Raw genomic sequence first — 23,485 nt, 5'->3', positions numbered from 1 at the left:
CCGCCGCTTCAGACGGCCGTGTCCTGCCTGCCGCGCAGGACGCGGCGGGCCACGGACGTGATGTGCTGCTCGTCCGGACCGTCGAGGATCCGGGCCGTCCGGCCCGTGCGGAACAAGGCGGGAAGCGGGGTGTCCGGACCGAGTCCGGCGGCCCCGAAGACCTGCACGGCACGGTCGGCGACGTCCTGGAGGGTACGGGCCGCCGCCGTCTTCGCGAGCCCCACCTCCACGTGCGCGTCCCGCCCCTCCGCGACCAGGGCCATCGCCTCGTACACGAGCGGCCGCGTGGTCCGCAGGGCCAACAGCGCCTCGAAGACGTGCTGCTGGACGAGCTGCCGGTCCGCGAGCCGCCCCTGGACGCCCTGCCGTGCGAGGGCCCGCCCGCACAGCAGGTCGAAGGCCCGCTGGGCCTGGCCGACCCAGCGCAACGCCCGCAGGGTACGCCCCAGTTGGAGGCGCTCGCCCGCGACGGCGAGTGCGCGGCCGGCCTCACCGACGAGCTGGTCCTCGTCGACGTCGACGTGGTCGAAGGCGATCTCGTACTGCCCGGTCGCGCCGAGAACGGGCAGCTCGCGCACGACCCGGAAGCCGGGGGAGCCGGTGGGCACGAGGAACAGGGACAGGCCGTCGCGGTCCCCGGCCGATCCGGCCGTGCGGGCGAGGACGGTGACGAGGTCGGCGTCCCCCGCCTGCGACACGAACCACTTGCGCCCCGTGACGCGCCAGCCGCCACCCGCCCGTCGCTCCGCCCGCGTCGCGGTGAGCGCCGGTTCGGTGCCGGGCGTGTCCGGCTCCGTCATCGCGTAACAGGTGCGGAGGTCGCCGGAGACCAGGCCGGGAAGGTGGTCCGAGCGCACGCGCGCGGACCCGTGCCGGGACAGCATCGTCACGTCGAGGAGGGGCGCGGACCCCAGGGCGGCGGGGCCGTGGTCGCTCGCTCCCTCGGCCTCGGCGAGGGACGCGTAGTCGAGCAACGGCACTCCGCCGCCGCCCAGTTCGGCCGGGAGCGGCAGTGCCCACAGGCCGGCCTCGTGAGCCTCCGCCCGCAGGCGCCGCCGCAGGTCCCCGGCGGCCGGCCCGCCGGCGTCGAGCCCGGACTCGCACGGGAACACCCGGTCGCGGACGAACGCGGTCACCCGTTCCCGCAGAAGCTCGACATCCGGTACGTCATGATCCGTCACCGTTTTCCTCCGTCTCGGGAACTCGACAGAACACGCGTCCGACTGTCTGTCCGTGGAAGTGGTCGGGCACATCGGCCCACTGGTTCCCGCGACCGTGACAACCGTGTCACCCGTGACAGGAGAGAGGTGAGGCATGGCGTCCCCATCGATCACGACCTCGACCACGCACACGTCGGTCCGCAGCCCGCTCGACGCGTTGTGCTTCGACATCGAGGGGCCTCCGGCCCTCACCCGGGTCGTGGCCGACCATCTGCGGCGGCTCGGGGCGCGGGCGGGTGACGGGGGCGCCGGGAGCGCCGGGAGTGCTGGGAGTGCCGGGGACGCCGGGAGTGCCGGGGACGCCGGGAGTGCCGGGGAGATCGCCCTCGGCGGCGGCGGATTCCTGCCCGTCACGGCGCGCACCGTCTGGGGCGGGCTCGGCTCCGGCATCGAGGACGAGGCCACCGCCCAGGCCGCCACCGGCGTCATGGCCGTGCACGGCCGCCGCCACGGGAGCCCGCGCGGCCTCGGCGTGGACTATCTGGCGACCGCCACGGGCGTACTCACGGTCCAGGGGCTGCTCGCCGCCCTCATCGGCCAGGCGCGGGGCGCCGCCGCCCGCCGCGCCGCGTCCGGCCCGGCGGACCGGACCCCGGTGGCACACGTGACCACGGCGGCCGACCGTACCGGCCTGCTCGCCGTCTCCCAGTACCTGGCCGCCGCCGGGGCCGACGAGCCGGAGTCCGCCGAACCGGCCCCGGGCGGACCGCCGTTCACTTCCGCCGACGGCGTCCTCTTCGAACTGGAGACGCTCGACCCGGGCGCATGGGCGACGTTCTGGCGCACCCTGGACGCTCCCGCCGACGCGATACGGGCGGGCTGGCGCCCCTTCCAGTTCCGGTACGCCACCGCCTGCGCGCCCTTCCCGGCCGTACTGCACGACGTGACACGGCTCCATACGTGGGAGGGGATCCGGCGCGCGGCCGGGTCCTCCGGGGCCGAGGTTTGTCGCGTCCGCACGCTCGCCGAGCGGGCCGAGGAGACCGACGCCGCCGACCCGTGGACCCTGGAGGCGCTGGGGCCGGGGAGGGGTGCCGCGAGGACTCTCGCCCCCACGGCCCCCGCGACCCCCACGGCCCCCGCGCCGGATCGCCCGCTGGCCGGGCTGACCGTCCTCGAAGCGGGCCGCCGCATCCAAGCACCGCTCGCCGCACACCTGTTGGGGCTCCTCGGAGCCCGGGTGATCCGGATCGAGCCGCCGGGCGGCGATCCGCTGCGCGGGATGCCGCCCGCCTGCGGCGGGATCTCCGCCCGCTGGCTCGCGCTCAACCGGGGCAAGGAAGCCGTCGAGATCGACATCAAGGCCTCCGGCGGCCGACGTCGACTGCGCGAACTCGCCGCCGACGCCGATGTGTTCCTGCACAACTGGGCCCCCGGCAAGGCCGCCGAGCTCCGGCTCGACGCCGAGCACCTCGCCGACGCGAACCCCTCCCTCGTGTACGCCTACACCGGCGGCTGGGCCGGCCGGCTCGCCGACGCCCCCATGGGCACCGACTTCATGGTGCAGGCCCGAACGGCAGTAGGGGAGGCCGTCCACCCGGCGGACGAACCGCCCGCACCCTCCCTCATGACCCTCCTCGACGTCCTGGGCGGTCTGCACGGCACCGAGGCCGTGCTCGCCGGCCTCCTCCTGCGCGAACGCACCGGCCAGGGCGTACGGGTGGAGTCGTCCCTGCTCGGCGCCGCCGACACCCTCCTCGCCCCCGTCCTGGACCGGGCCGCCGGCGGATCCGGCGCCCGGCGCCCCGCCGGCTTCCGGCACCCGCTGCCGACCGCCGACGGCTGGATCGCCCCCAGCGACGCCGCCGCGGCGGCCGCCGCCGCGTACGACGTGCGGGGGATGTGCACGGAGGATGCCCTCGACCAGCTGCGTTCCCACGGACTGACGGCCACCGGTGTCACCACCGACCTGACCGACCTCCCCCACGACCCGCGCCTCTCCGGCCCGATCGGCCGGGACGCGCACGGTGCACCTGCCGTTCCCGACCCCTGGAGCTTCGCGTGACCGTCGCCCTGCACGACCTGCTGCCCGCCGCGCTCCGCCGTTCCTGGGCGGTGGACGGCTCCTGTCCCGACCTCGACCTCTACAGCCTGTTCCGGGCCCGCCTGATCGCCGACCCGCACCGTACGGCTCTCGTCGACGCCAAGGGCGCGCTCTGCTACACCGCGCTCGACCGCAAGGTCCGCTGTCTGGCCGAGGGGCTGCGCGGGCTCGGCATCGGAGCCGGGGACGTCGTCGCCGTCCAACTCCCCGACCACCGCAACGCCGTCGTCGCCGACCTCGCCCTCGCCGCGCTCGGCGCGGTGGCCCTGCCCTTCCCCGTCGGTCGCGGCGCCGCGGAGGCCGCGTGCCTCCTGCGCCGGGCCGAGGCCGTGGCGGTCATCGCGGCCACGGTCCACCGGGACGCGACACCCGCGGCCGACCTCGCCGCCCTCGCCCCGACCCTGCCGACCGTCCGACACGTGATCGCCGCAGGCCCCGGCAGAGCCGCAGACCCCGGCAAGGCCGCACACCCCGACAGTCCCGCAGGCCCCGACAGCACCGCAGGCCCCGGCAGGGGCACCGCCCCCGGCCCGGCCGTCGCCGTCGCGCCCGACGGAACGATTCCGCTCGCGGCCCTCCTGCGTACCGACCCCACCGGCTTCGTCCCGGCCCGTCCCGATCCCGACAGCGCGGCGCGCATCCTCGTCTCCTCCGGTTCGGAGGCGGAGCCGAAGATGGTCGCGTACTCCCACAACGCCCTCGCCGGCGGCCGCGGCAACTTCCTCGCCTCCCTCATGCCCGACGGCACTCCGCCGCGCGCCCTCTTCCTGGTCCCCCTGGCCTCGGCCTTCGGGTCGAACGGCACGGCCGTCACCCTCGCCCGGCACGGCGGCACCCTCGTCCTGCTGGACCGCTTCACCCCCGAGGCGGCCCTGGCCGCCGTCCGTGAACACGCTCCCACCCATGTCCTCGGCGTCCCCACCATGTTCCGGATGATGCTGGAGGCCATGGAGTCGACGGAGGCCCGGGAGGGCGGTCCGGCGGGCCCGCTGCCCGCACCCACCGCGCTCGTCGTGGGCGGCGCCCCTCTCGACGAGGTCACCGCCAGGGCGGCGGCCGAGGCCTTCGGCTGTCCCGTCGTGAACCTGTACGGGTCGGCCGACGGCGTCAACTGCCATACCGGGCTCGGTCATTCGGTGCCGCCCACCGCCCGTTCCGGCGTCGTCGCGGGCCGGCCCGACCCCCGGGTGGCGGAGATCCGCATCGCCGACCCCGACACCCACGAGCCGCTGCCCGACGGGCGGATCGGCGAGATCGTCTCCCGCGGCCCCATGACCCCCCTCTGCTACGTGGCCTCCCCGGACCTCGACGCCCGCTACCGCACGCCCGACGGCTGGGTCCGCACCGGCGACCTCGGCCTCCTCGACGACGACGGCGTCCTCCATGTCGTCGGCCGCCTCAAGGACGTGGTGATCCGCGGCGGCGCCAACATCAGCCCCGCCGAGGTCGAGCGCGAACTCGTCGCCCACCCCCAGGTCAGGGACGTGGTGTGCGTGGGCGTGCCCGACCCGCTGATGGGGGAACGGCTCGCCGTCTGCCTGGTGGCCAGGGGCGCGCGGGTGCCGGGTCTGGGCGAACTGGGCACGTATCTGACCGGGCGCGGCCTCGACCGGCACAAGCACCCCGAGCATCTGCTCGTCCTGCCCGAACTCCCGCTCACCGCCGCGGGGAAGCCGGACCGCGCGGCCCTGCGGGACCGGGTCGCGGAGGAACGGGCCACCGTCCTCGTACGGGCGTGACGGCGTGAGGAAGGGGGAGGGCCCGCGTACGGGACCCTCCCCCCCCGTCGTCCCGGTCAGGCTCCGCCCATGGCCTTCTTCAGCTCGGCCGCCGCGTTGCGGTACACCGCCAGCAAGTCCAGGTCCTCGCCCGGGTAGTTCACGATCCCGACCTGCTTCGCGCCCGAGTCCGGCAGGACCGTGCCCGTCGACATGTGCGCGTTGTCGAGGACGAGTGCGGGCTTCTTCGCCGAGAGAGAGGCCAGTTGGGCGGGGGTGACGGGCTCGGGGCCGTACGTCCCCACCGTCGTGGCCCCGGCCAGGCCCGCGGCCCAGGCGGTGAAGACCTGGCTGACGACCGCCGGGCTCTTCCCGTCCGGCCAGGCGGCCTTGAGCTCGCCGTTCAGCTTCGCGACCTCGCCGTCGAGGCGGGTCTTCCACTGGGAGGCCGTTTCCTTCGTGCCGAACAGGCCGCCCAGGCGGGCGACTTCGGCACCGGCCTTGGCCGGGTCGTTGTCGAGGTTCACCTCGACGAGCTTCGCCTTCGAGCCCGCCGCCTCCTTGATCTTCGCCGCGTACGGCTCGAACGGCGCGTACAGCACGAAGTCGGCCTTCGCGACGGCCGCCAGGTCCGAGGGCTTCGGGTCGTAGTCCGGTGCGTGGTGCACCGACTGCGGCACGATCACGGTGACGTCCTCCGCCCCGGCGGCCTTGGCGAAGGCGCCCTCCCACGTGGTCGTCGCGACCACCACCGGCTTGCGGCCGGCCCCCTTGCCGCCGGAATCGGAGGAGGCGTCGCCCCCGCATCCGGCGACGAGGGGAAGCGCCGCGCTCAGTGCGACGAGAACGACGAGACGGGTGGTACGGGCGGTACGGGCGGTACGGGTGGTGCGGACGCGGGTGCGCGCCATGAGCGGTTTCTCCGTTCGGGGAGGAGGTGCGCGGCGAGGACGACCGCCCCCGCCGTGAGGACGAGGACCGGGCCCGGGGGCCAGTCCAGCCACAGGGCCAGCAGGAAGCCCGTCAGATTGACCACGACGCCGATGCCGACCGCCCACACGGTGATCGACCACAGCGAGCGGCCCAGGCGGCGCGCGGCCAGCGCGGGCAGCAGGGTCAGGGCGTCGACGAGGAGCGCGCCGGTCAGTTTGATCGCCCCGGCGACCGCCACCGCGACGAGGACGAGGAGCGCGGTGGTGAGGAAGCGGACCGGTACGCCGGAGCAGTGGGCGAGCTCCCGGTCGTACAGCAGCAGCGCCACCTCGCGGCGCCGCCACCAGAACAGGGACGGCACGACGACGGCGAGGACGCCCAGGACGACGAGGTCGGGGGTGCCGACCGAGAGGATCGACCCCCACAGCAGGGCGAACGCCCCGGAGGCGTTGACGCCGGAGACGGCGAGGAGGAGCAGCGCCGCGGCGATGGCCAGGCTCATCAGCAGGCCCATCGCCCCCGAGAGACCGCCCGGCGTCCGCGCCAGCGGAGCGACCCCCGCCCCCGACAGGGCACAGGCCACGAGGGCGCACAGCATCGGATCGAGCCCGGTCAGGAGGCCGACCGCGATGCCGAGGAGCGCCACGTGCATCATCGCGAACCGCACCGGCATGATGTCGAGTCCCACGATGACGACGCCGACGACCGGCAGGGCGACGGCCGCGAGGAGGAGCGCGAGCCCCGCCCGCTGGACGGGCACGAGCTGGAGTACGGCTCCGAGGTCGGCGGTCGCGAGCGCGTTCACCGCACCTCCCGCAGCCGGCCGGCGGCCATCTCCAGGACCCGGTCGCACCGCTCGGCGAGCGCCCGGTCGTGGGTGACGACGACGAGCGTGACGGGCAGCGCGGTCAGCACTCCGGCGGCCTCCTCCTGACCGTCGAAGTCGAGGGCGGCGGTCGGTTCGTCGGCCAGCAGCACCTGCGAACCGGCCGCCACACAGCCGAGGGCCCGCGCCAGGTACATGCGTTGCAGCTGGCCGCCGGACAACGTGTCGACGGGCCGCGCGGTCAGCGCGCCGACGCCGAGCAGCTCCGCGGCTTCCGTCGCCTCGGCCGCCGCCCCGCTGCTCGCGAGGAGCTCGTCCCCGCGCAGCGGGAACCGGCCGGCGGCCGGCTTCTGCGGGATCCACGCACAGGACCGGCGCCGCCACGCCCACTCGGCGACCGAGCGCGCCTCGCGGCCGCCGACCTCGATCGTGCCGCTCGTCCGCAGGTGCAGTCCGAGGACAGCGCGCAGCAGCGTCGTCTTCCCGGATCCGTTCGTCCCGGTCAGCGCGACGCGCTCACCGGCGGCGATCTCCAGGTCGACACCCGCGACCGCCTCGGTGCGACCGTGCCGGCAGGCGACTCCGCGCATGCGTATGTCCAGTCCGCCCATCCTCTGCCCTTCGCCGCCGCGGCACGCGCGGGGTGCGGTGCGGTGAGGAAGTCGGGCGCGAGGGGCGCCGGGTTCCCGCCGGCGGCGGGAAAGGCGGGAAAGGCGGGAGACGCGGGAGACGCGGGAGAGGCGGGAAAGGCGGGAGACGCGTCAGCCGACGTGGACGCGCGGGCGGCGGTCCCGGTCCGGCTCCGCCTCCCGGAGGACCTCGCGGGTGACGGGGGCGACCTCGCCCTGGCCGAGGAGGAAGAAGCGGAGGAAGTTGGCGAACGGGTTGCCCTCGGTCCACTCGAAGTAGATGTGCGGGCGGGTGCCGGTGGTGTCGCGGGCGTGGAGGAGGAGGGCGGCGAGGCCGTTGGGGATGGAGGAGGACTCGATGGTGAGGACGCGGTAGCGCCCGTGCAGGACCTCGCCCCGTACGGTCAGACCGGCCTCGAACTCGGACGGGTCGGTGACCGTGACCTCGACGAAGACGAAGTCCTCGGAGGTCGGGATGTCGTTGTCGGCGCGGATCTGCTCGATCTTCTCGCGGTACTCGGCGATGTCCCTGCGGTCGGGCTCGTTGGCGATGAAGCGCGGTGTGCGGCGTGAGATGTCCTGGATGAAGCGCTCGGCCAGCTCGTCCAGCTCGACGTGCGTGACGCGCAGCTCGAAGGCGCGGCCGAGGCGGGAGAGGAGGGAGATGAGGATGATGCCGGCGATGAAGCAGGCGCCGATCTTCACGCCGTCGGGGCGCTCGATGACGTTCACGACGGTCGTGTAGAGGAACACGACGGAGATGACGCCGAAGCCGATGGTCCAGCCGCGTTGGCCGGCCTTGCGCGCGGCGATGGTCACGGCGATGGCGGCCGAGCAGATCAGCACGAGGACACCAGTGGCGTACGCGCCGCCCTGGGCGTCGACGTCCGCGTCGAAGATCCACGTCACCAGGAACGCGACGAGGGTGAAGACGATGACCATGGGGCGCACGGCGCGCGCCCAGTGCGGGGCCATGCCGTACTTGGGCAGGTAGCGCGGCATCAGGTTGAGCAGGCCGGCCATGGCCGAGGCGCCGGCGAACCAGAGGATGGCGATGGTCGAGACGTCGTAGACCGTGCCGAAGGTGTTGCCGAGGTACTCGTGGGCGAGGTAGGCGAGGGCGCGGCCGTTGGCGTCGCCGCCGGACTCGAACTCCTCGTGGGGGATGAGGACGGTGGTGATGAAGCTCGTACAGATCAGGAAGACGCTCATGATCAGCGCGGCCGTCGTCAGGAGCTTCTTGGTGTCCCGGATGCGGCCGGCGGGTTGGGCCTCGGTGTCACCCGGGTCGCCCTGGACGTGCGGCATCACCGCGACACCGGTCTCGAAGCCGGACAGGCCGAGCGCGAGCTTGGGGAAGACGAGCAGGGCGACGCCGATCATCGCGAAGACGTTGCCGTGCTCGGCGGTCAGCGCGGCGCTCCAGTCCGTCACCACGTGCCCCTCGGTGATCACCTTCCACAGGCCGGTGACGACGACCACGGCGTTGAGCGCGAGATAGATCCCGACGAGTGCGACGGCGACGCCGATCGCCTCAAGGAAGCCCTTGAGGAAGACCGCGCCGAGCAGGGCGATCAGGACGAGGGTGATGATCAGCTGCTTGCTGTGCAGCGCCTCTTCGAGGTGCGGGTTCTCCACCAGGTGGGTGGAGGCGTCCGCGGCGGAGAGCGTGATGGTGATGAGGAAGTCGGTCGCGGCGAAGCCCAGCAGGGTGAGGACGAACAGCTTCCCCTTCCAGAAGGACAGCAGCCGCGACAGCATCGCGATCGAGCCCTCGCCGCGCGGGCTCTCCTCGGCGACCCGGCGGTAGACGGGCAGTGCGCCGGCCAGGGTGACGATCACCAGCACGATGGTGGCGACGGGGGAGAGGAGACCGGCCGCGAGGGCGGCGATGCCTGGCTGATATCCAAGGGTCGAGAAGTAGTCGACACCGGTCAGACACATCACCCGCCACCAGCGCTGCCCTGCGTGCCCGCTGTCCGGCGCCGCCTCCACGGGTCGGGAGGGCTTGCCCTTCCCCATGTCGGAGAGGCCCTCCAGCATCCACGCGCGCAATCGTCCGGTGCGCGTGTCGTTCGTGGTGGACATGGGGGTGCTCCTGGGGTGCTGCTCGATGAGGGGGGACTTTCGGCCATCGCACGGACGGCCGAGCCAGCGTAAGCAGGGCGTGTACGGCGGGGCCGGGCGGGCGCGTCAGGAAAGCGTCAAGATGCCCTCGCACGGCTCTGCTCCTGGCAGCTGACGCAAGCCGTCGTACGTGTTCCGTACTGCGTATGCGAGGCGTATGCGTCGCGCCCCGTTCCGTCAGGGCCGCGTCAGGGAGGACCCGGGAACGGTGATCACCGGGCATAGCGTCGAAGAGCACCCCGGCGCGACCGTGCTGGGGGTCGCGTTTCGTTCCTCGGGAGGAACCGATGGCAGACGCCCGCTTCGGAGACGACGCCGAACCCTTCAAACGGCCCCCGGCCGCCGGACGCCTCTGCGTGCCGGTCCGGCCGAGCGCCGGCGGATGGGCGACCCGGCTCTTCCGGACGCCGGTCGGCGGCGGCAGGACCGCCGTCGCGTTCACGGATCCGGCGCGGCTGAGGGCGGTCCTCGGGGCCGCTCAGCCGTGGATCCCGCTCGCCGAGCCGGCGCTGCGCGCGCTCGTGGAGCCGCTGGGGGTAAGCGAGCTGAGGATCGACCCGGCCTTCACGGCCCCGGCACCGGCCGTCGCGGCACGGGCTGCCGCGCCGAAGCCCGCCTCCTCACTGCCCGCCCCGCTGACGCCCGCCCTCACCGCCGTGGCCGAGCCGCGGCCGCTGACCGCGCTCGCGAGCTGAAGGGATCCGCAGAGATGACCACCCTGCCCCTGCCCCTGCCCCTGCCCCTGCCCGTGCCCCAGCCCGTGGCCCTGCCCCACCCCGTGCCCGCCCCCTCCGCGTCGGCACCGGTCGACGCGCTCTCCGTCTGGCCCGCCACCACCACCGAACAGGCCCACGGACAGCTCCTCGTCGGAGGCGTACCGCTCACCGAGATCGCCGAGGGCCACGGCACACCCGTGTACGTCCTCGACGAGGCGGAGGTCCGCGAACGCTGCCGCACCTACCGCACGGCCTTCCCCGACGCCGGGATCCACTACGCGGCCAAGGCCTTCCTGTGCCGCGCCCTCGCCCACTGGGTCGAGGAGGAGGGACTCGGCCTCGACGTGTGCTCCGCCGGGGAGTTGGAGCTCGCGGTCACCACCGGCTTCCCGCCCGAGCGGATCCTGCTCCACGGCAACGTCAAGTCGCCGCAGGACCTGGAGACCGCGCTCCGCCTCGGCGTGGGCCGGATCGTCATCGACACCCCCGCGGAGATCGCCCGCATCGCCGCGGCGGTCGGCACGGACGGCCGGCAGAAGGTCATGGTGCGGGTGACGCCGGGCATCAGCGCGGGCGGCCACCGGAAGATCCGCACGGGCTCGGACGACCAGAAGTTCGGCCTCTCCCTCCGGGACGGCCACGCCCAGCACGCCATCGCCCGCATCCTCGACCAGCCGCACCTCGAACTCACCGGCATCCACTGTCACTTGGGCTCGCAGATCACGGACGTCAAGCCGTATCTGGTGGCCGTGCGCCGGCTCGTCGGGCTCATGGCCAGGGTCCGCGACAGCCACGGGGTGACGCTGCCGGAGCTCGACCTCGGCGGCGGCCACGGCATCGCCTACCGCCCCGGCGAACCCGCCCTCGACGTCACCACCCTCGCCCGCAAGGTGCGCGCCGAACTCGCCGAGAGCTGCGCGGCGGCCGGGCTCCCCGTCCCGCGCCTGATCATCGAACCGGGGCGGGCCGTCGTCGGCCCCGCCGGGGTCGCGGTCTACCGGGTCCTCGCGGTGAAGCGCACACCCGGCCGGACCTTCGTGGCCGTGGACGGCGGGATGAGCGACAACCCGCGCCCCGCGCTGTACGGAGCGCGGTACGCGCCCCGCCTCGTCGGCCGCCACTCGGGCGCCGGGCCCGAGCGCGTGACGGTCGTCGGCCGCCACTGCGAGGCCGGTGACGTCCTGGCCGAGGACGTCCCGCTGCCCGCCGACACCCGCCCAGGCGACCTCCTGGCGCTGCCGGCGGCCGGCGCGTACCACCTGTCGATGGCGTCCTCGTACAACCTCGTGGGCCGCCCGCCGGTGGTCGCAGTCCTCGACGGCCACGCCCGCCTCCTGATCCGCCGGGAGACGCCGGCCGACCTCCGGACCCGCGACGTCGGCCTCTAGACGTCGACCTCTGGACGTCGCCCTCTGGACGTCGACCTCCAGGCGTCGGCCGCAGGCCGACCACCGGGATCCGTCAAAGACCCCTCCGCCCGGCGCCACCCACGCCACGCCGGGCGGAGGCCGGATCCCGTGCTCGGCGAGGACCCGAGAAGTTCTGAACCTTCCCCGCACCCGCACCCGCGCCGGCCGCGTAGGGGACGCGTCAAGAGCGCGCCGAGGGACGTATGGGGGGCGTTAACGGGAGCCGCCGCCTGGCTGAAAGGCGCTTTGCTCATCTCGTCCGAGAATCCGTTCTTCATTCAGGAGCTCACGATGGCCGACATGGCCTTCGTCGTCACCACGATCGCGATCTTCGCGCTGGTGGCCTTCATCGCCAAGGGGGTGGCCAAGCTGTGAGTGCCGAAAACATCGTCGGCCTGCTGGTGGCCGCCGGCCTCCTCGGCTACCTCGTCCTCGCCCTCGTCAAGCCCGAGAGGTTCTGAGGTACGACCATGAGTCCCGTTCTTGCTGGGGTTCTCCAGCTCCTCGCCCTGATCGTCGCGCTGGGCCTGTCGTACCGCCCGCTGGGCGACCACATGGCCCGGGTCTACTCCTCGGAGAAGCACCTGCGGGTCGAGAAGTGGATCTACAAGGGCATCGGCGCCAACCCCGGCGTCGAGATGCGCTGGCCCGCCTATCTGCGCGGCGTCCTCGCCTTCTCCGCCGTGAGCGTCCTCTTCCTCTACCTGCTCCAGCGGCTCCAGGGCTCGCTGCCCGGCTCGCTGGGCTTCGTGCCCATCGACCCGGACCAGGCGTTCAACACCGCCGCCTCGTTCGTGGCGAACACCAACTGGCAGTCGTACTACGGCGAGCAGGCCATGGGCCACGTCGTGCAGACCGGCGGCCTCGCGGTGCAGAACTTCGTCTCGGCGGCCGTGGGGATCGCCGTGGCGGTCGCCCTCGTCCGCGGCTTCGCCCGCTCCCGCACCGGCGAACTCGGCAACTTCTGGGCCGACTTGGTCCGTGGCGTCGTCCGGATCCTGCTCCCGATCTCCGTGATCGGCGCGCTCGTGCTCGTCGCCTGCGGCGCGATCCAGAACTTCGCGGGCATCCACGAGGTCGGTCAGTTCATGGGCGGCGCGCAGCAGTGGAACGGCGGCGCCGTGGCCTCGCAGGAGGTCATCAAGGAGCTGGGCACGAACGGCGGCGGTTACTTCAACGCCAACTCGGCCCACCCCTTCGAGAATCCCAACCCGCTGTCGAACCTCTTCGAGATCTACCTGATCCTGGTCATCCCGTTCGCCCTGACCCGGACCTTCGGCCGGATGGTCGGCTCGATCAAGCAGGGGTACGCGATCCTCGGCACGATGGCCACCATCTGGGTCGTCTTCACCGGCCTGATGATGTGGACCGAGTTCGCCCACAACGGTCCGGCCTTCGACCTCGCCGGCGGTGCGATGGAGGGCAAGGAGACCCGCTTCGGGATCGGTGGCTCGTCGCTCTTCGCGGTGGCGACCACGCTCACCTCGACCGGTGCGGTCAACTCCTTCCACTCCTCGTACACGGGCTTCGGCGGCGGCATCACGATGCTGGGCATGCAACTCGGCGAGATCGCGCCCGGCGGTGTCGGCTCCGGCCTCTACGGCATGCTGATCATGGCGGTCATCGCGGTGTTCATCGCCGGTCTGATGGTCGGTCGCACCCCCGAGTACCTGGGCAAGAAGATCGGCACCCGCGAGATCAAGTTCGCGGCCTGCTACATCCTCGTCACCCCGGCCCTCGTGCTCTGCTTCACCGCCGTCGCGATGGCCCTGGACACCCCGTCCAACTCGATGACGAACTCCGGCGCGCACGGCTTCTCCGAGATCCTGTACGCCTACACCTCGGGTGCCAACAACAACGGCTCCGCCTTCGCGGGTCTCAACGCCGACACGCAGTGGTTCAACTCGACCATCGGCATCGCGATGCTGCTCGGCCGGTTCCTGCCGATGGTGTTCGTGCTCGCGCTGGCCGGCTCGCTCGCCGAGCAGACCCCCGTACCCGAGACCGCGGGCACGCTCCGGACGGAGAAGCCGCTGTTCACCGGCCTCCTGGTCGGCACGATCATGATCATCACCGGTCTCACCTACTTCCCGGCCCTCGCGCTGGGACCGCTCGCCGAAGGGCTCGCAGCATGAGCACCGTCACTCCTACCCGGGCACCGCACTCGGACGTACCCACGGGACACCAGGCCCAGGCCCCCGGGCGGATCGGCGGGGGACTGTTCGACCCGAAGCAGCTGATCAAGTCCTTCCCGGACGCGATCAAGAAGCTCGACCCGCGCGTGATGATCAAGTCGCCCGTGATGTTCGTGGTGCTGATCGGCTCGGTGGTCACCACCGTCCTGGCCGTCCGGAACCCGGGGGACTGGTTCGGCTGGGCGATCACCGTCTGGCTGTGGCTGACCACCGTCTTCGCCAACCTGGCGGAGGCCGTCGCCGAGGGCCGGGGCAAGGCCCAGGCCGACACCCTGCGCAAGGCCAAGACCGACACGGTCGCCCGCCGCCTCATCGGCAGGAACGAGGAGCGGGTCCCGGGCACCGAGCTGCGCATCGGTGACCTGGTGGTGTGCGAGGCCGGCGACATCATCCCCGGCGACGGTGACGTCGTCGAGGGCGTCGCCAGCGTCGACGAGTCCGCCATCACGGGCGAGTCGGCCCCGGTCATCCGCGAGTCCGGCGGCGACCGCTGCGCCGTCACCGGCGGCACGAAGGTGCTGTCGGACCGCGTCGTCATCAAGATCACGACGAAGCCGGGCGAGACGTTCATCGACCGGATGATCAACCTGGTCGAGGGCGCCGCCCGGCAGAAGACCCCCAACGAGATCGCCCTCAACATCCTGCTGGCGTCCCTCACGATCGTCTTCCTGCTCGCCGTCGTCACGCTGAAGCCGTTCGCGATCTACGCGGGCGCCGACAAGCAGACCTCCCTGATCGTCCTGACGGCGCTGCTCGTCTGCCTGATCCCGACGACGATCGGCGCCCTGCTCTCCGCGATCGGCATCGCGGGCATGGACCGGCTCGTGCAGCGCAACGTCCTCGCCATGTCGGGCCGCGCGGTCGAGGCCGCGGGTGACGTGTCGACGCTGCTGCTCGACAAGACCGGCACCATCACCCTCGGCAACCGCCAGGCCTCCGAGTTCGTCCCCGTCAAGGGCACCACCGAGGCCGAACTGGCCGACGCCGCCCAGCTCTCCTCCCTCGCGGACGAGACACCCGAGGGCCGCTCCATCGTGGTCCTCGCGAAGGAGAAGTACGGCCTGCGCGAGCGCCATCAGGGCGAGCTCGCCGGTGCCACGTGGATCGAGTTCACCGCCCAGACCCGCATGTCGGGTGTCGACGTCGACGGCAGGCAGACCCGCAAGGGCGCGACCGGCTCGGTCGTCGCCTGGGTCCGCGAACAGGGCGGCACGGTCGCCGACGACGCCGAGACCCTGACCGACCGGATCTCGCAGGCCGGCGGTACGCCGCTGCTCGTCGCGGTCAAGGACGACAAGGGCGCCCGCGTCCTGGGCGTCATCCACCTCAAGGACGTCGTCAAGGAGGGCATGCGGGAGCGGTTCGACGAGCTGCGCCGCATGGGCATCAAGACGGTCATGATCACGGGTGACAACCCGCTGACCGCGAAGGCCATCGCCGAGGAGGCGGGCGTCGACGACTTCCTCGCCGAGGCCACCCCCGAGGACAAGATGGCCCTCATCAAGCGGGAGCAGGCCGGCGGCAAGCTCGTCGCGATGACCGGGGACGGGACGAACGACGCACCCGCGCTCGCGCAGGCCGACGTCGGTGTCGCGATGAACACGGGCACGTCGGCCGCGAAGGAGGCCGGCAACATGGTCGACCTCGACTCCAACCCGACCAAGCTCATCGAGATCGTCGAGATCGGCAAGCAACTCCTCATCACCCGGGGCGCCTTGACGACCTTCTCGATCGCCAACGACGTCGCGAAGTACTTCGCGATCATCCCCGCGATGTTCGCCGTCGCCTACCCGAGCCTGGACAAGCTCAACATCATGGGCCTGGCCTCGCCCGAGTCCGCGATCCTCTCGGCCGTCATCTTCAACGCGCTGATCATCATCGCCCTCGTGCCGCTCGCCCTCAAGGGCGTCCGCTACCGGCCGTCCAGCGCCGACTCGATGCTCCGGCGCAACCTCGGGATCTACGGACTCGGCGGCCTGGTCGCCCCGTTCATCGGCATCAAGCTCATCGACCTCCTTCTCTCGACGATCCCCGGAATCGGTTGATCCACGATGAACAACTCAGCAGCGAACACCGGCCGCGTGCTCTGGGCGGGCCTGCGCGCCCTCCTCGTCCTCACCGTGATCTGCGGCGTCCTCTACCCGCTCGCCGTCACCGGCATCGCCCAGGTCGCGTTCCCCGGCAAGGCCAACGGCTCCGAGATCAAGGACGGCGGCGGCAAGGTCGTCGGCTCCGCGCTCATCGGCCAGACCTACAACCTCCCCCTCAAGGACGGCGAGGAGACCGCGGCCCCGGACCTGAAGTGGTTCCAGCCGCGCCCCTCCAACGGCCTGGGCACCAACTCCGTCAACGGCCAGTACACGCTGATCCTCTCCGGCGCGACCAACCGTTCCGGTGACAACGAGGACCTGATCCAGTGGGTCAAGGACGCCAAGGCGGCCGTGATCAAGGACAACTCGGTGAACGGCTACACGGTCGAGCCGTCCGACGTCCCGGCGGACGCGGTCACCTCCTCCGGCTCCGGCCTGGACCCGCACATCTCCCCGGAGTACGCGAAGCTCCAGGTCCACCGGATCGCCGAGAAGAACAAGCTGACCGTCGCCCAGGTCGACCAGCTCGTCGCCGACCACACCGACGGCCGCGTCCTCGGCTTCATCGGTGAGCCGCGCGTCAACGTCCTCCAGCTCAACATCGCGCTCAAGGAACTGACCAAGGGCTGATGGCCTTATCGCATCGGAGAGGGAGTCGGGGGGGGGCCCCCCCCCCCCGCGCGCCCCCCCCCCCCCCCCCCCCCCCCCCCCCCCCCCCGGCGCCCCCCCCCCCCCCCCCCGCCCCCCCCCCCCCCCCCGCCCCCCCCCCCCCGCGGGGGCCGGGCGCCGCCGCCCCCCCCCCCCCCCCCCCCCCCCCCCCCACTCCCGCCGCACACGGGGCAACGGCTCACGGGGCAACGGCTCATGGGACGAGGGCTCATGGGACGACAAGAGGAAGGCAGGCGGCACGCCGATGACCCGGGTGCTGGTCGTGGAGGACGACGCTCAGCTCGCACGAGCCTTGGTGATCAACCTCCAGGCTCGGAAGTACGTGGTGGACGCGGCGCCCGACGGTGCCACCGCCCTCCGGCTCGTGGCCGCCGAGCAGCCGGACATGATCCTGCTCGACCTCGGGCTGCCCGACATGGACGGCCTCGACGTCCTCAAGGACCTGCGCGGCCGGAGCCGGGCCCCGGTCCTGGTCCTGTCCGCGCGCAGCGGCTCCGAGGACAAGATCCGCGCCCTCGACGCGGGCGCGGACGACTACATGACCAAGCCCTTCAGCATGGACGAGCTGCTCGCCCGGCTGCGGGCCGCCACCCGGCGTACGGCCGAGGCGCCGGCGGAGTCACCGGCCACGGGAGGCGGCCGGGTCGTCACCGACGAGTTCACCGTCGACCTGGTGGCGAAGAAGGTGAAGCGTGTGGACCGGGACGTACGGCTCACCCCGACCGAATGGCATCTGCTGGAAATCCTGATCTGCAACCCGGGGCGGCTCATCAGCCAGCGCCGGCTGCTCCAGGAGGTATGGGGCCCGAGCTACAGCACGAAGACGAACTACCTCCGGGTCTACATGGCCCAGCTGCGGCGCAAGCTGGAGGCGGACCCCGCGCACCCCCGCCATCTGATCACCGAACCCGGTATGGGTTACCGGTTCGAAGCCTGAGGACGAACGAACCATGGGACGCGGCAAGCTCCGGATCTACCTCGGCTCGGCGCCGGGCGTCGGCAAGACGTACGCGATGCTCTCCGAGGGCCACCGTCGGATCGAGCGCGGCACGGACTGCGTCGTCGCCTTCGTGGAGCACCACGGCCGTCCCCGTACGGAAGTGATGCTGCACGGCCTCGAACAGGTCCCGCGCCGCACCGTCGAGTACCGGGGCACCAGCTTCACCGAGATGGACGTCGACGCGGTCCTGGCCAGGAAGCCGGCCGTCGCGCTCGTCGACGAGCTCCCGCACACCAACGTCCCCGGCTGCCGCCACACCAAGCGCTGGCAGGACGTCGAGGAGCTGCTCGCCGCCGGGATCGACGTCGTCACGACGGCCAACATCCAGCATCTGGAGTCGCTGGGCGACGTCGTCGAGTCGATCACCGGCGTACGGCAGAAGGAGACCGTCCCCGACGAGGTCGTCCGCCGCGCCGACCAGATCGAACTGGTCGACATGTCGCCCCAGGCCCTGCGCCGCCGCATGGCCCACGGCAACATCTACAAGCCGGACAAGGTCGACGCGGCCCTCTCCAACTACTTCCGCCCCGGCAACCTCACCGCCCTCCGCGAACTGGCGCTGCTCTGGACGGCGGACCGGGTCGACGAGTACCTCCAGGAGTACCGGACCGAGCACCGCGTCTCGAAGATCTGGGGCTCCCGCGAGCGGATCGTCGTCGGCCTCACCGGCGGCCCCGAGGGCCGCACGCTCATACGGCGCGCGGTCCGGCTGGCCGAGAAGGGCGCGGGCGGCGAGGTCCTCGCCGTCTACATCGCCCGCAGCGACGGCCTCACCTCGGCCTCGCCGAAGGAACTCGCCGTCCAGCGGACCCTCGTGGAGGATCTCGGCGGCACGTTCCACCACGTCATCGGCGACGACATCCCCGCCGGGCTGCTCGCCTTCGCCCGGGGCGTCAACGCGACCCAGATCGTGCTCGGCGTCAGCCGCCGCCGCTCCTGGCACTACGTGTTCGGCCCCGGCGTCAGCGCCACGGTCGCCCGGGAGTCGGGCCCCGACCTCGACGTCCACATCGTCACCCACGACGAGGCGGCGAAGGGCCGCGGCCTGCCCGTCGCGCGCGGCGCGCGCCTCGGCCGTTCCCGGACCGTCTGGGGCTGGCTGGCCGGCCTCGGCGGCCCCGCCCTGCTCACGCTCCTGCTCGGCACCGCCACCCCCGACCTGGGCCTGGCCAACGACGTCCTGCTCTTCCTCGCGCTCATCGTCGTCGCCGCGCTGCTCGGCGGGCTCCGCCCGGCGCTCGCCTCGGCGGCCGCCGGTTCCCTGCTGCTCAACTGGTTCTTCACCCCGCCGGTCCACGAGCTGACGATCGCCGACCCCCGCAACATCGTCGCCCTGGTGATCTTCGTCGGGGTCGCGGTCTCGGTCGCCTCCGTCGTGGACCTGGCCGCCCGCAGGACCCACCAGGCCGCCCGGCTCCGCGCCGAGGCCGAGACCCTGTCCTTCCTCGCCGGCAGTGTGCTGCGCGGCGAGACCAGCCTCGACGCCCTCCTCGAACGGGTCCGGGAGACCTTCGCCATGGAGTCGGTGGCGCTCCTGGAGCGCGCCGAGGAGGCCGGGCCCTGGACCTGCGTCGCCGTCGTCGGCCCCCGGTCCGTCGGCCGGCCGGAGGACGCCGACGTGGACATGCCGGTCGGCGACCATCTGGCCCTGGCGCTGACCGGCCGGGTCCTGCCCGCCGAGGACCGGCGCGTCCTCGGTGCCTTCGCGGCCCAGGCCGCCGTCGTCCTCGACCGGCAGCGGCTCGTCGGAGAGGCGGAGGAGGCCAGGAAGCAGGCCGAGGGCAACAAGATCCGTACGTCCCTGCTCGCCGCCGTCAGTCATGACCTGCGGACCCCGCTCGCCGGCATCAAGGCCTCCGTCACCTCCCTGCGGGCGGACGACGTCGAGTGGTCCGAGGAGGACCGCGCCGAACTCCTGGAGGGCATCGAGGCGGGCGCCGACCGGCTCGACCACCTCGTCGGCAACCTCCTCGACGTCTCCCGCCTGGAGACCGGGACCGTCACCGCGGTCATCCGGGAGACCGACCTCGACGAGGTCGTCCCGATGGCGCTGGCGGGCGTGCCGGAGGACGGCGTCGAGCTGGACATCCCCGAGACGCTGCCGATGGTCGCCGTCGACCGCGGCCTCCTGGAGCGGGCCGTCGCCAACATCGTCGAGAACGCCGTCAAGTACAGCCCCGACGGCGTACCCGTCCTCGTGGCGGCGAGCACGATCGCCGACCGCGTCGAACTCCGCGTCGTCGACCGGGGCCCCGGCGTCCCCGACGAGGCCAAGGACCGCATCTTCGGCGCCTTCCAGCGATACGGCGACGCCCCACGCGGGGCGGGCGTGGGGCTGGGGCTCGCCGTGGCGAGGGGCTTCGTCGAGGCCATGGGCGGGACCCTCTCCGCCGAGGACACCCCGGGCGGTGGTCTGACCATGGTGCTCGCACTGTGCCCCGCCGTCGGCCCGCGTCCCTCTCCGCCGGGGCTCCCGGCGGAGAGGACGAGCTGAGGCGGGGACACTCCGTGTCATGACGGGGCTCAGACGGCGCGGCGGTACCGGGCGGCGACCGAGGAGATCCACACCATCGCCGTGATCACGCCGATGGCGAGGGTGAGCGTGCCGGCCTTGCCGCCGCTCATCGCCCAGCCGTTGCCGAGCAGCAGCGCCGTACCGGCGATCCGGGAGCCGACGGCGTGCTTCCGCATCCCGGCGCGGCCGAAGTGGCGGCCGAGGACGTAGCAGGCGGCGATCAGCGCGGTGAAGGTGACCGAACCGGCGGCGAAGTGGGCGATGCTCTGCCAGGACAGGGCGGCGGGCATCCCGTCCGGCGTACCGACCGGGAAACCGTCGGCCGGGTCCATCACGAACACCCCCGCCGCGATCATGCCGACACCGCTGATCCGGAAGAGCCGCGGTGCCCACGTGCCGCCGGGGGTGCCCCGCAGGGCCCGGCGCAGTCCGCCGGCCCCGATGACCGTCAGGACGCCGGCGAGGACGAAGTTGGTGATCTGGATCCAGCCGAGGGATCCGTTGCTGAGGGCGCTCAGCGGGTGGCGGGTGATGTCGTAGCCGTCGCGGGTGGCGGCCTGGGTCAGGGCCACGACCGCCCACAGGGGCTGCGCCACGACCGCGACGGTGAGCAGCGAGCGGCTGGTGGCGGTGGAGGTGGCGGGGGAGACGGTCGTGGTGGCGCCGGGGGCGGTCTGCACGGTGGCCATGGCGGGGACTCTTTTCCGGTGGGCGGGGCGAGCTGCTTCTCGATGACACGTCGATCGGGCCATGTGACAGGGAACGGCGCCATTCCCTGTCACATGGCCTTGTTCGACGCTTAGGCAGAACCACCCGGAACGATGAGAGGAACAGAGATCCCCATGCGCTACCTGATGACGACCAAGCCGTCCGACTCCGCCCCCGACGAGAAGCTGTTCGCCGAGATGGGCCGGTTCATCGAGGAGCTCACGGCGGCCGGCGTGCTCCTGGCCACCGGCGGCCTGGAGCCGGGCGGCGTCCGCGTGACCTCCGCCGGGGACGAGATCACCGTGACGGACGGGCCCTTCGCCGAGGCCAAGGAGGCCGTGGCCGGCTTCGCGCTGATCGAGGTCCGCTCCAAGGAGGAGGCGATCGAGCTGGCCCGCCGCTTCCGCCGGATCGTCGGCGACGGCGAGAGCGTGGTCCAGGAGGTCTTCGGCTCCTGAGGCCTCGGTCGCCCGCGATACCCTCGGCGCCCCTGGCGCCCTGGCGCCCCCGACGCTCCTGACGCCCCTGACACCCCGGCCCCCGACACCCTGACGCCCCGCCCCCAGGGGGCGTACCCCCGATCACAGCACCCCCGCGGCTTGCGACCGAGCCGTGGCGGGTGCTGTGATCGTTCCTGTGCTGCCCGACGTACACCGCACGGTCGATGCGGCCTGGAAACTCGAGTCGGCGAAGATCGTCGCCGCGCTCACCCGCATGGTCCGCGACGTCGGCCTCGCCGAGGAGATGGCCCAGGACGCCCTCGTCGCCGCCCTCGAACAGTGGCCGGTCTCGGGCGTGCCCGACAACCCCGGCGCCTGGCTGACGACCACCGCCAAGCGGCGCGCCCTCGACCACCTCCGCCGCAACCAGCGCCTGGAACGCAAACAGGAGCAACTCGCCCACGAGCTGGGACAGCGACAGGAACGCCAACAGGGACCCGACGCACGGCAGGACGACGAGCCGGACGACGTCCTCCGGCTCGTCTTCCTCTCCTGCCACCCCGTGCTGCCGACCGAGACCCGTGCCGCCCTGACGCTCCGGCTGCTCGGCGGCCTGACGGCCGAGGAGATCGCGCGCGCCTTCCTCGTCACCGAGACGGTGATCACCCAGCGCGTCGCCGGAGCCAAGCGGACCCTCGCCGAGCAGCGCGTCCCCTTCGAGCTGCCGGACGGCGACCACCTCGCCGAGAGGCTCTCCTCGGTCCTCGAAGTCATCTACCTGATCTTCAACGAGGGGTACTCGGCGACCTCCGGCGACGACCTGATGCGGCCCGGACTCTGCCTGGAGGCCCTGCGCCTCGGCAGGCTCCTCGCCGAACTGGCGCCACGGGAGCCCGAGGTGCACGGGCTCGTCGCGCTGATGGAGATCCAGGCGTCCCGCGCCGCCGCGCGCACCGGCCCCTCCGGCGAGCCCGTCCCGCTGCACGAGCAGAACCGGGGCCGCTGGGACCAGCTGCTCATCCGCCGCGGCTTCACCGCGATGCTGCGGGCGAAGGGCTGCCTCGCCGACGGGGAGAGCGGCGCCCCCGGCCCGTACATGCTCCAGGCGGCGATCGCCGTGTGCCACGCGCAGGCCAGGAGCGCGCAGGACACCGACTGGGCGCAGATCGCCTCCCTGTACGAGGCGTTGGCGCGGGTCCTGCCGACCCCGGTCGTCCGGCTGAACCGCGCCGTGGCGGTCGGGAAGGCGCACGGGCCGGGAGCGGGGCTCGCACTGACCGACGCCCTCCTCACCGATCCGGTGCTGCGCGACTACCACCTCCTCCCCAGCGTCCGGGGAGACCTGCTGGCCCGGCTCGGCCGCCACGAAGAGGCGCGCGTCGAGTTCCGGCGGGCGGCGTCCCTCGCGCGGAACGCCGCCGAACGCGCCTTCCTGGAGCGGCGCGCGGACGAGCTCGGCGCCGCCGCTCCCGAGGGGCCCGTCCTCGGGCGGGCCGCCGAGGACTTCCTCGGCCGGGACGACCTCGACGCCGCGACGAGCCGCTCCTACGGGCAGACCCTGCGCCGACTCCGCCGCACCCTCGGCGACCAGCAGCCGCTGGCGTCCCTGACGGCGGACCAGGTGACGCGGGTGTTCACGACGGCCTGGGGCGGGGCGGCGGCCGCGACCTGGAACCGGCACCGGTCGGCCGTCCGGTCCTTCGGCGCCTGGGCGTCCCTCGACGACCTCACCGCGGGGCTCGACCGCCGCACCGGGACCCGCCCGGCCGCCCGGCCCCTCGACCCGGCGCAGCTCGACGCGGTCTGGAGCCTCCCGGACCTGCCGCTGCGCGAGGAGACGCTGTGGCGGCTGCTGCACGAGTCGGCGGCCGGGGCGACGGCCGTCCTGGCGCTGGACGTCGAGGACCTGGACCTCGACGACCGCCGCGCCCGCCCGCGCTCACGGGCCGGCCGGGTGAGCTGGCGCTCCGGAACGGCCCGGCTCCTGCCCCGGCTGCTCGCCGGCCGGACGCGCGGCCCGGTCTTCCTCTCCGACCGGCGCCCCGGCCCGGCCCGTACGCCCGAGGCGTCGGACCTGTGCCCTGACACGGGCCGCCGCCGGCTCTCGTACGAGCGGGCCGAGTACCTCTTCAAGCAGGCCACCCGACCCCTGGACCCGGCCGGCGACGGCTACACCCTGCGCCGGCTCAAGCCGGCGCCCCGGGACCGCTGACCCGGATCCTCAGGGCCGGTGCGGCCCCGACCGG

Annotated in this window: 19 protein-coding genes; 13 read left to right on the top strand and 6 right to left on the bottom strand. The window is 73.0% G+C overall.

Going from position 1 to position 23,485, the window contains the following annotated elements:
- Positions 1-8: 8 nt before the first annotated feature.
- Positions 9-1,181: an acyl-CoA dehydrogenase family protein gene (locus ACZ6K0_RS36800; RefSeq protein ID WP_469236183.1), complete on the bottom strand. Its 1,173-nt coding sequence runs from the start codon at positions 1,179-1,181 to the stop codon at positions 9-11.
- Between the two features lie 133 nt (positions 1,182-1,314).
- Between ACZ6K0_RS36800 and ACZ6K0_RS36795 the strand changes: the two genes are divergently transcribed.
- The gene (locus ACZ6K0_RS36795) at positions 1,315-3,225 is read left to right on the top strand and encodes a CoA transferase (RefSeq protein WP_469236184.1); all 1,911 of its coding nucleotides are present in this window, start codon (positions 1,315-1,317) and stop codon (positions 3,223-3,225) included.
- The gene (locus tag ACZ6K0_RS36790) at positions 3,222-5,003 is read left to right on the top strand and encodes an AMP-binding protein (protein WP_469236185.1); all 1,782 of its coding nucleotides are present in this window, start codon (positions 3,222-3,224) and stop codon (positions 5,001-5,003) included. Before ACZ6K0_RS36795 ends, ACZ6K0_RS36790 begins: the two co-directional genes overlap by 4 nt.
- Before the next feature lie 56 nt (positions 5,004-5,059).
- Here the strand turns inward: ACZ6K0_RS36790 and ACZ6K0_RS36785 are convergent, their stop codons facing one another.
- The 4 genes from ACZ6K0_RS36785 to ACZ6K0_RS36770 form a co-directional block, all read right to left on the bottom strand.
- A complete protein-coding gene (locus tag ACZ6K0_RS36785; RefSeq protein WP_469236186.1) occupies positions 5,060-5,893 on the bottom strand; it encodes a metal ABC transporter solute-binding protein, Zn/Mn family in 834 nt (277 codons plus the stop codon).
- Positions 5,815-6,720: a metal ABC transporter permease gene (locus tag ACZ6K0_RS36780; protein WP_469236187.1), complete on the bottom strand. Its 906-nt coding sequence runs from the start codon at positions 6,718-6,720 to the stop codon at positions 5,815-5,817. The genes ACZ6K0_RS36785 and ACZ6K0_RS36780 overlap by 79 nt, the downstream gene beginning before the upstream one ends.
- On the bottom strand, positions 6,717-7,352 hold the full coding sequence (locus ACZ6K0_RS36775) for an ATP-binding cassette domain-containing protein (protein WP_469236188.1): 636 nt from the start codon (positions 7,350-7,352) through the stop codon (positions 6,717-6,719). Before ACZ6K0_RS36775 ends, ACZ6K0_RS36780 begins: the two co-directional genes overlap by 4 nt.
- A 150-nt stretch (positions 7,353-7,502) precedes the next feature.
- Positions 7,503-9,458 (bottom strand): APC family permease, encoded by a 1,956-nt coding sequence (locus ACZ6K0_RS36770; RefSeq protein ID WP_469236189.1) that lies wholly within the window; start codon positions 9,456-9,458, stop codon positions 7,503-7,505.
- Between the two features lie 326 nt (positions 9,459-9,784).
- Between ACZ6K0_RS36770 and ACZ6K0_RS36765 the strand changes: the two genes are divergently transcribed.
- From ACZ6K0_RS36765 to ACZ6K0_RS36725, 9 genes are all read left to right on the top strand, one after another.
- Positions 9,785-10,192 (top strand): SAV_915 family protein, encoded by a 408-nt coding sequence (locus ACZ6K0_RS36765; protein ID WP_469236190.1) that lies wholly within the window; start codon positions 9,785-9,787, stop codon positions 10,190-10,192.
- 14 nt (positions 10,193-10,206) lie between these two features.
- Entirely contained in the window at positions 10,207-11,601 is a 1,395-nt protein-coding gene (gene lysA / locus ACZ6K0_RS36760) for a diaminopimelate decarboxylase (RefSeq protein ID WP_469236191.1), read from the top strand.
- A 267-nt stretch (positions 11,602-11,868) separates the two neighbouring features.
- On the top strand, positions 11,869-11,997 hold the full coding sequence (locus tag ACZ6K0_RS36755) for a hypothetical protein (RefSeq protein ID WP_376412294.1): 129 nt from the start codon (positions 11,869-11,871) through the stop codon (positions 11,995-11,997).
- On the top strand, positions 11,994-12,083 hold the full coding sequence (kdpF, locus tag ACZ6K0_RS36750) for a K(+)-transporting ATPase subunit F (RefSeq protein WP_036416182.1): 90 nt from the start codon (positions 11,994-11,996) through the stop codon (positions 12,081-12,083). Before ACZ6K0_RS36755 ends, kdpF begins: the two co-directional genes overlap by 4 nt.
- A gap of 9 nt (positions 12,084-12,092) precedes the next feature.
- Complete coding sequence (gene kdpA, locus ACZ6K0_RS36745) at positions 12,093-13,757, top strand: potassium-transporting ATPase subunit KdpA (protein ID WP_469236192.1); 1,665 nt, start codon at positions 12,093-12,095, stop codon at positions 13,755-13,757.
- Positions 13,754-15,862: a potassium-transporting ATPase subunit KdpB gene (gene kdpB, locus ACZ6K0_RS36740; protein ID WP_469236193.1), complete on the top strand. Its 2,109-nt coding sequence runs from the start codon at positions 13,754-13,756 to the stop codon at positions 15,860-15,862. Before kdpA ends, kdpB begins: the two co-directional genes overlap by 4 nt.
- Positions 15,863-15,868: 6 nt before the next feature.
- Positions 15,869-16,537: a potassium-transporting ATPase subunit C gene (locus ACZ6K0_RS36735; RefSeq protein WP_469236194.1), complete on the top strand. Its 669-nt coding sequence runs from the start codon at positions 15,869-15,871 to the stop codon at positions 16,535-16,537.
- Positions 16,538-16,820: 283 nt separating this feature from the next.
- Positions 16,821-17,513 (top strand): response regulator, encoded by a 693-nt coding sequence (locus ACZ6K0_RS36730; RefSeq protein WP_469235748.1) that lies wholly within the window; start codon positions 16,821-16,823, stop codon positions 17,511-17,513.
- Between the two features lie 13 nt (positions 17,514-17,526).
- Positions 17,527-20,070 carry a DUF4118 domain-containing protein gene (locus ACZ6K0_RS36725; RefSeq protein ID WP_469235746.1) on the top strand — a complete coding sequence of 848 codons (2,544 nt, stop codon included), beginning with the start codon at positions 17,527-17,529 and terminating at the stop codon, positions 20,068-20,070.
- A 29-nt stretch (positions 20,071-20,099) separates the two neighbouring features.
- Here the strand turns inward: ACZ6K0_RS36725 and ACZ6K0_RS36720 are convergent, their stop codons facing one another.
- The gene (locus ACZ6K0_RS36720; RefSeq protein ID WP_376412276.1) at positions 20,100-20,780 is read right to left on the bottom strand and encodes a DUF998 domain-containing protein; all 681 of its coding nucleotides are present in this window, start codon (positions 20,778-20,780) and stop codon (positions 20,100-20,102) included.
- A gap of 153 nt (positions 20,781-20,933) precedes the next feature.
- Here ACZ6K0_RS36720 and ACZ6K0_RS36715 point away from each other — a divergent pair, with 153 nt between their 5' ends.
- Complete coding sequence (locus ACZ6K0_RS36715) at positions 20,934-21,257, top strand: YciI family protein (RefSeq protein WP_376412274.1); 324 nt, start codon at positions 20,934-20,936, stop codon at positions 21,255-21,257.
- A 178-nt stretch (positions 21,258-21,435) separates the two neighbouring features.
- Positions 21,436-23,451, top strand: a complete 2,016-nt coding sequence (locus tag ACZ6K0_RS36710; protein ID WP_469235744.1) for an RNA polymerase sigma factor — start codon at positions 21,436-21,438, stop codon at positions 23,449-23,451.
- Positions 23,452-23,485 lie beyond the last annotated feature (34 nt).

The sequence above is a fragment of the Streptomyces sp. NPDC042346 genome (assembly GCF_055581845.1).
This window is presented reverse-complemented; position numbering and strand designations above follow the sequence as displayed.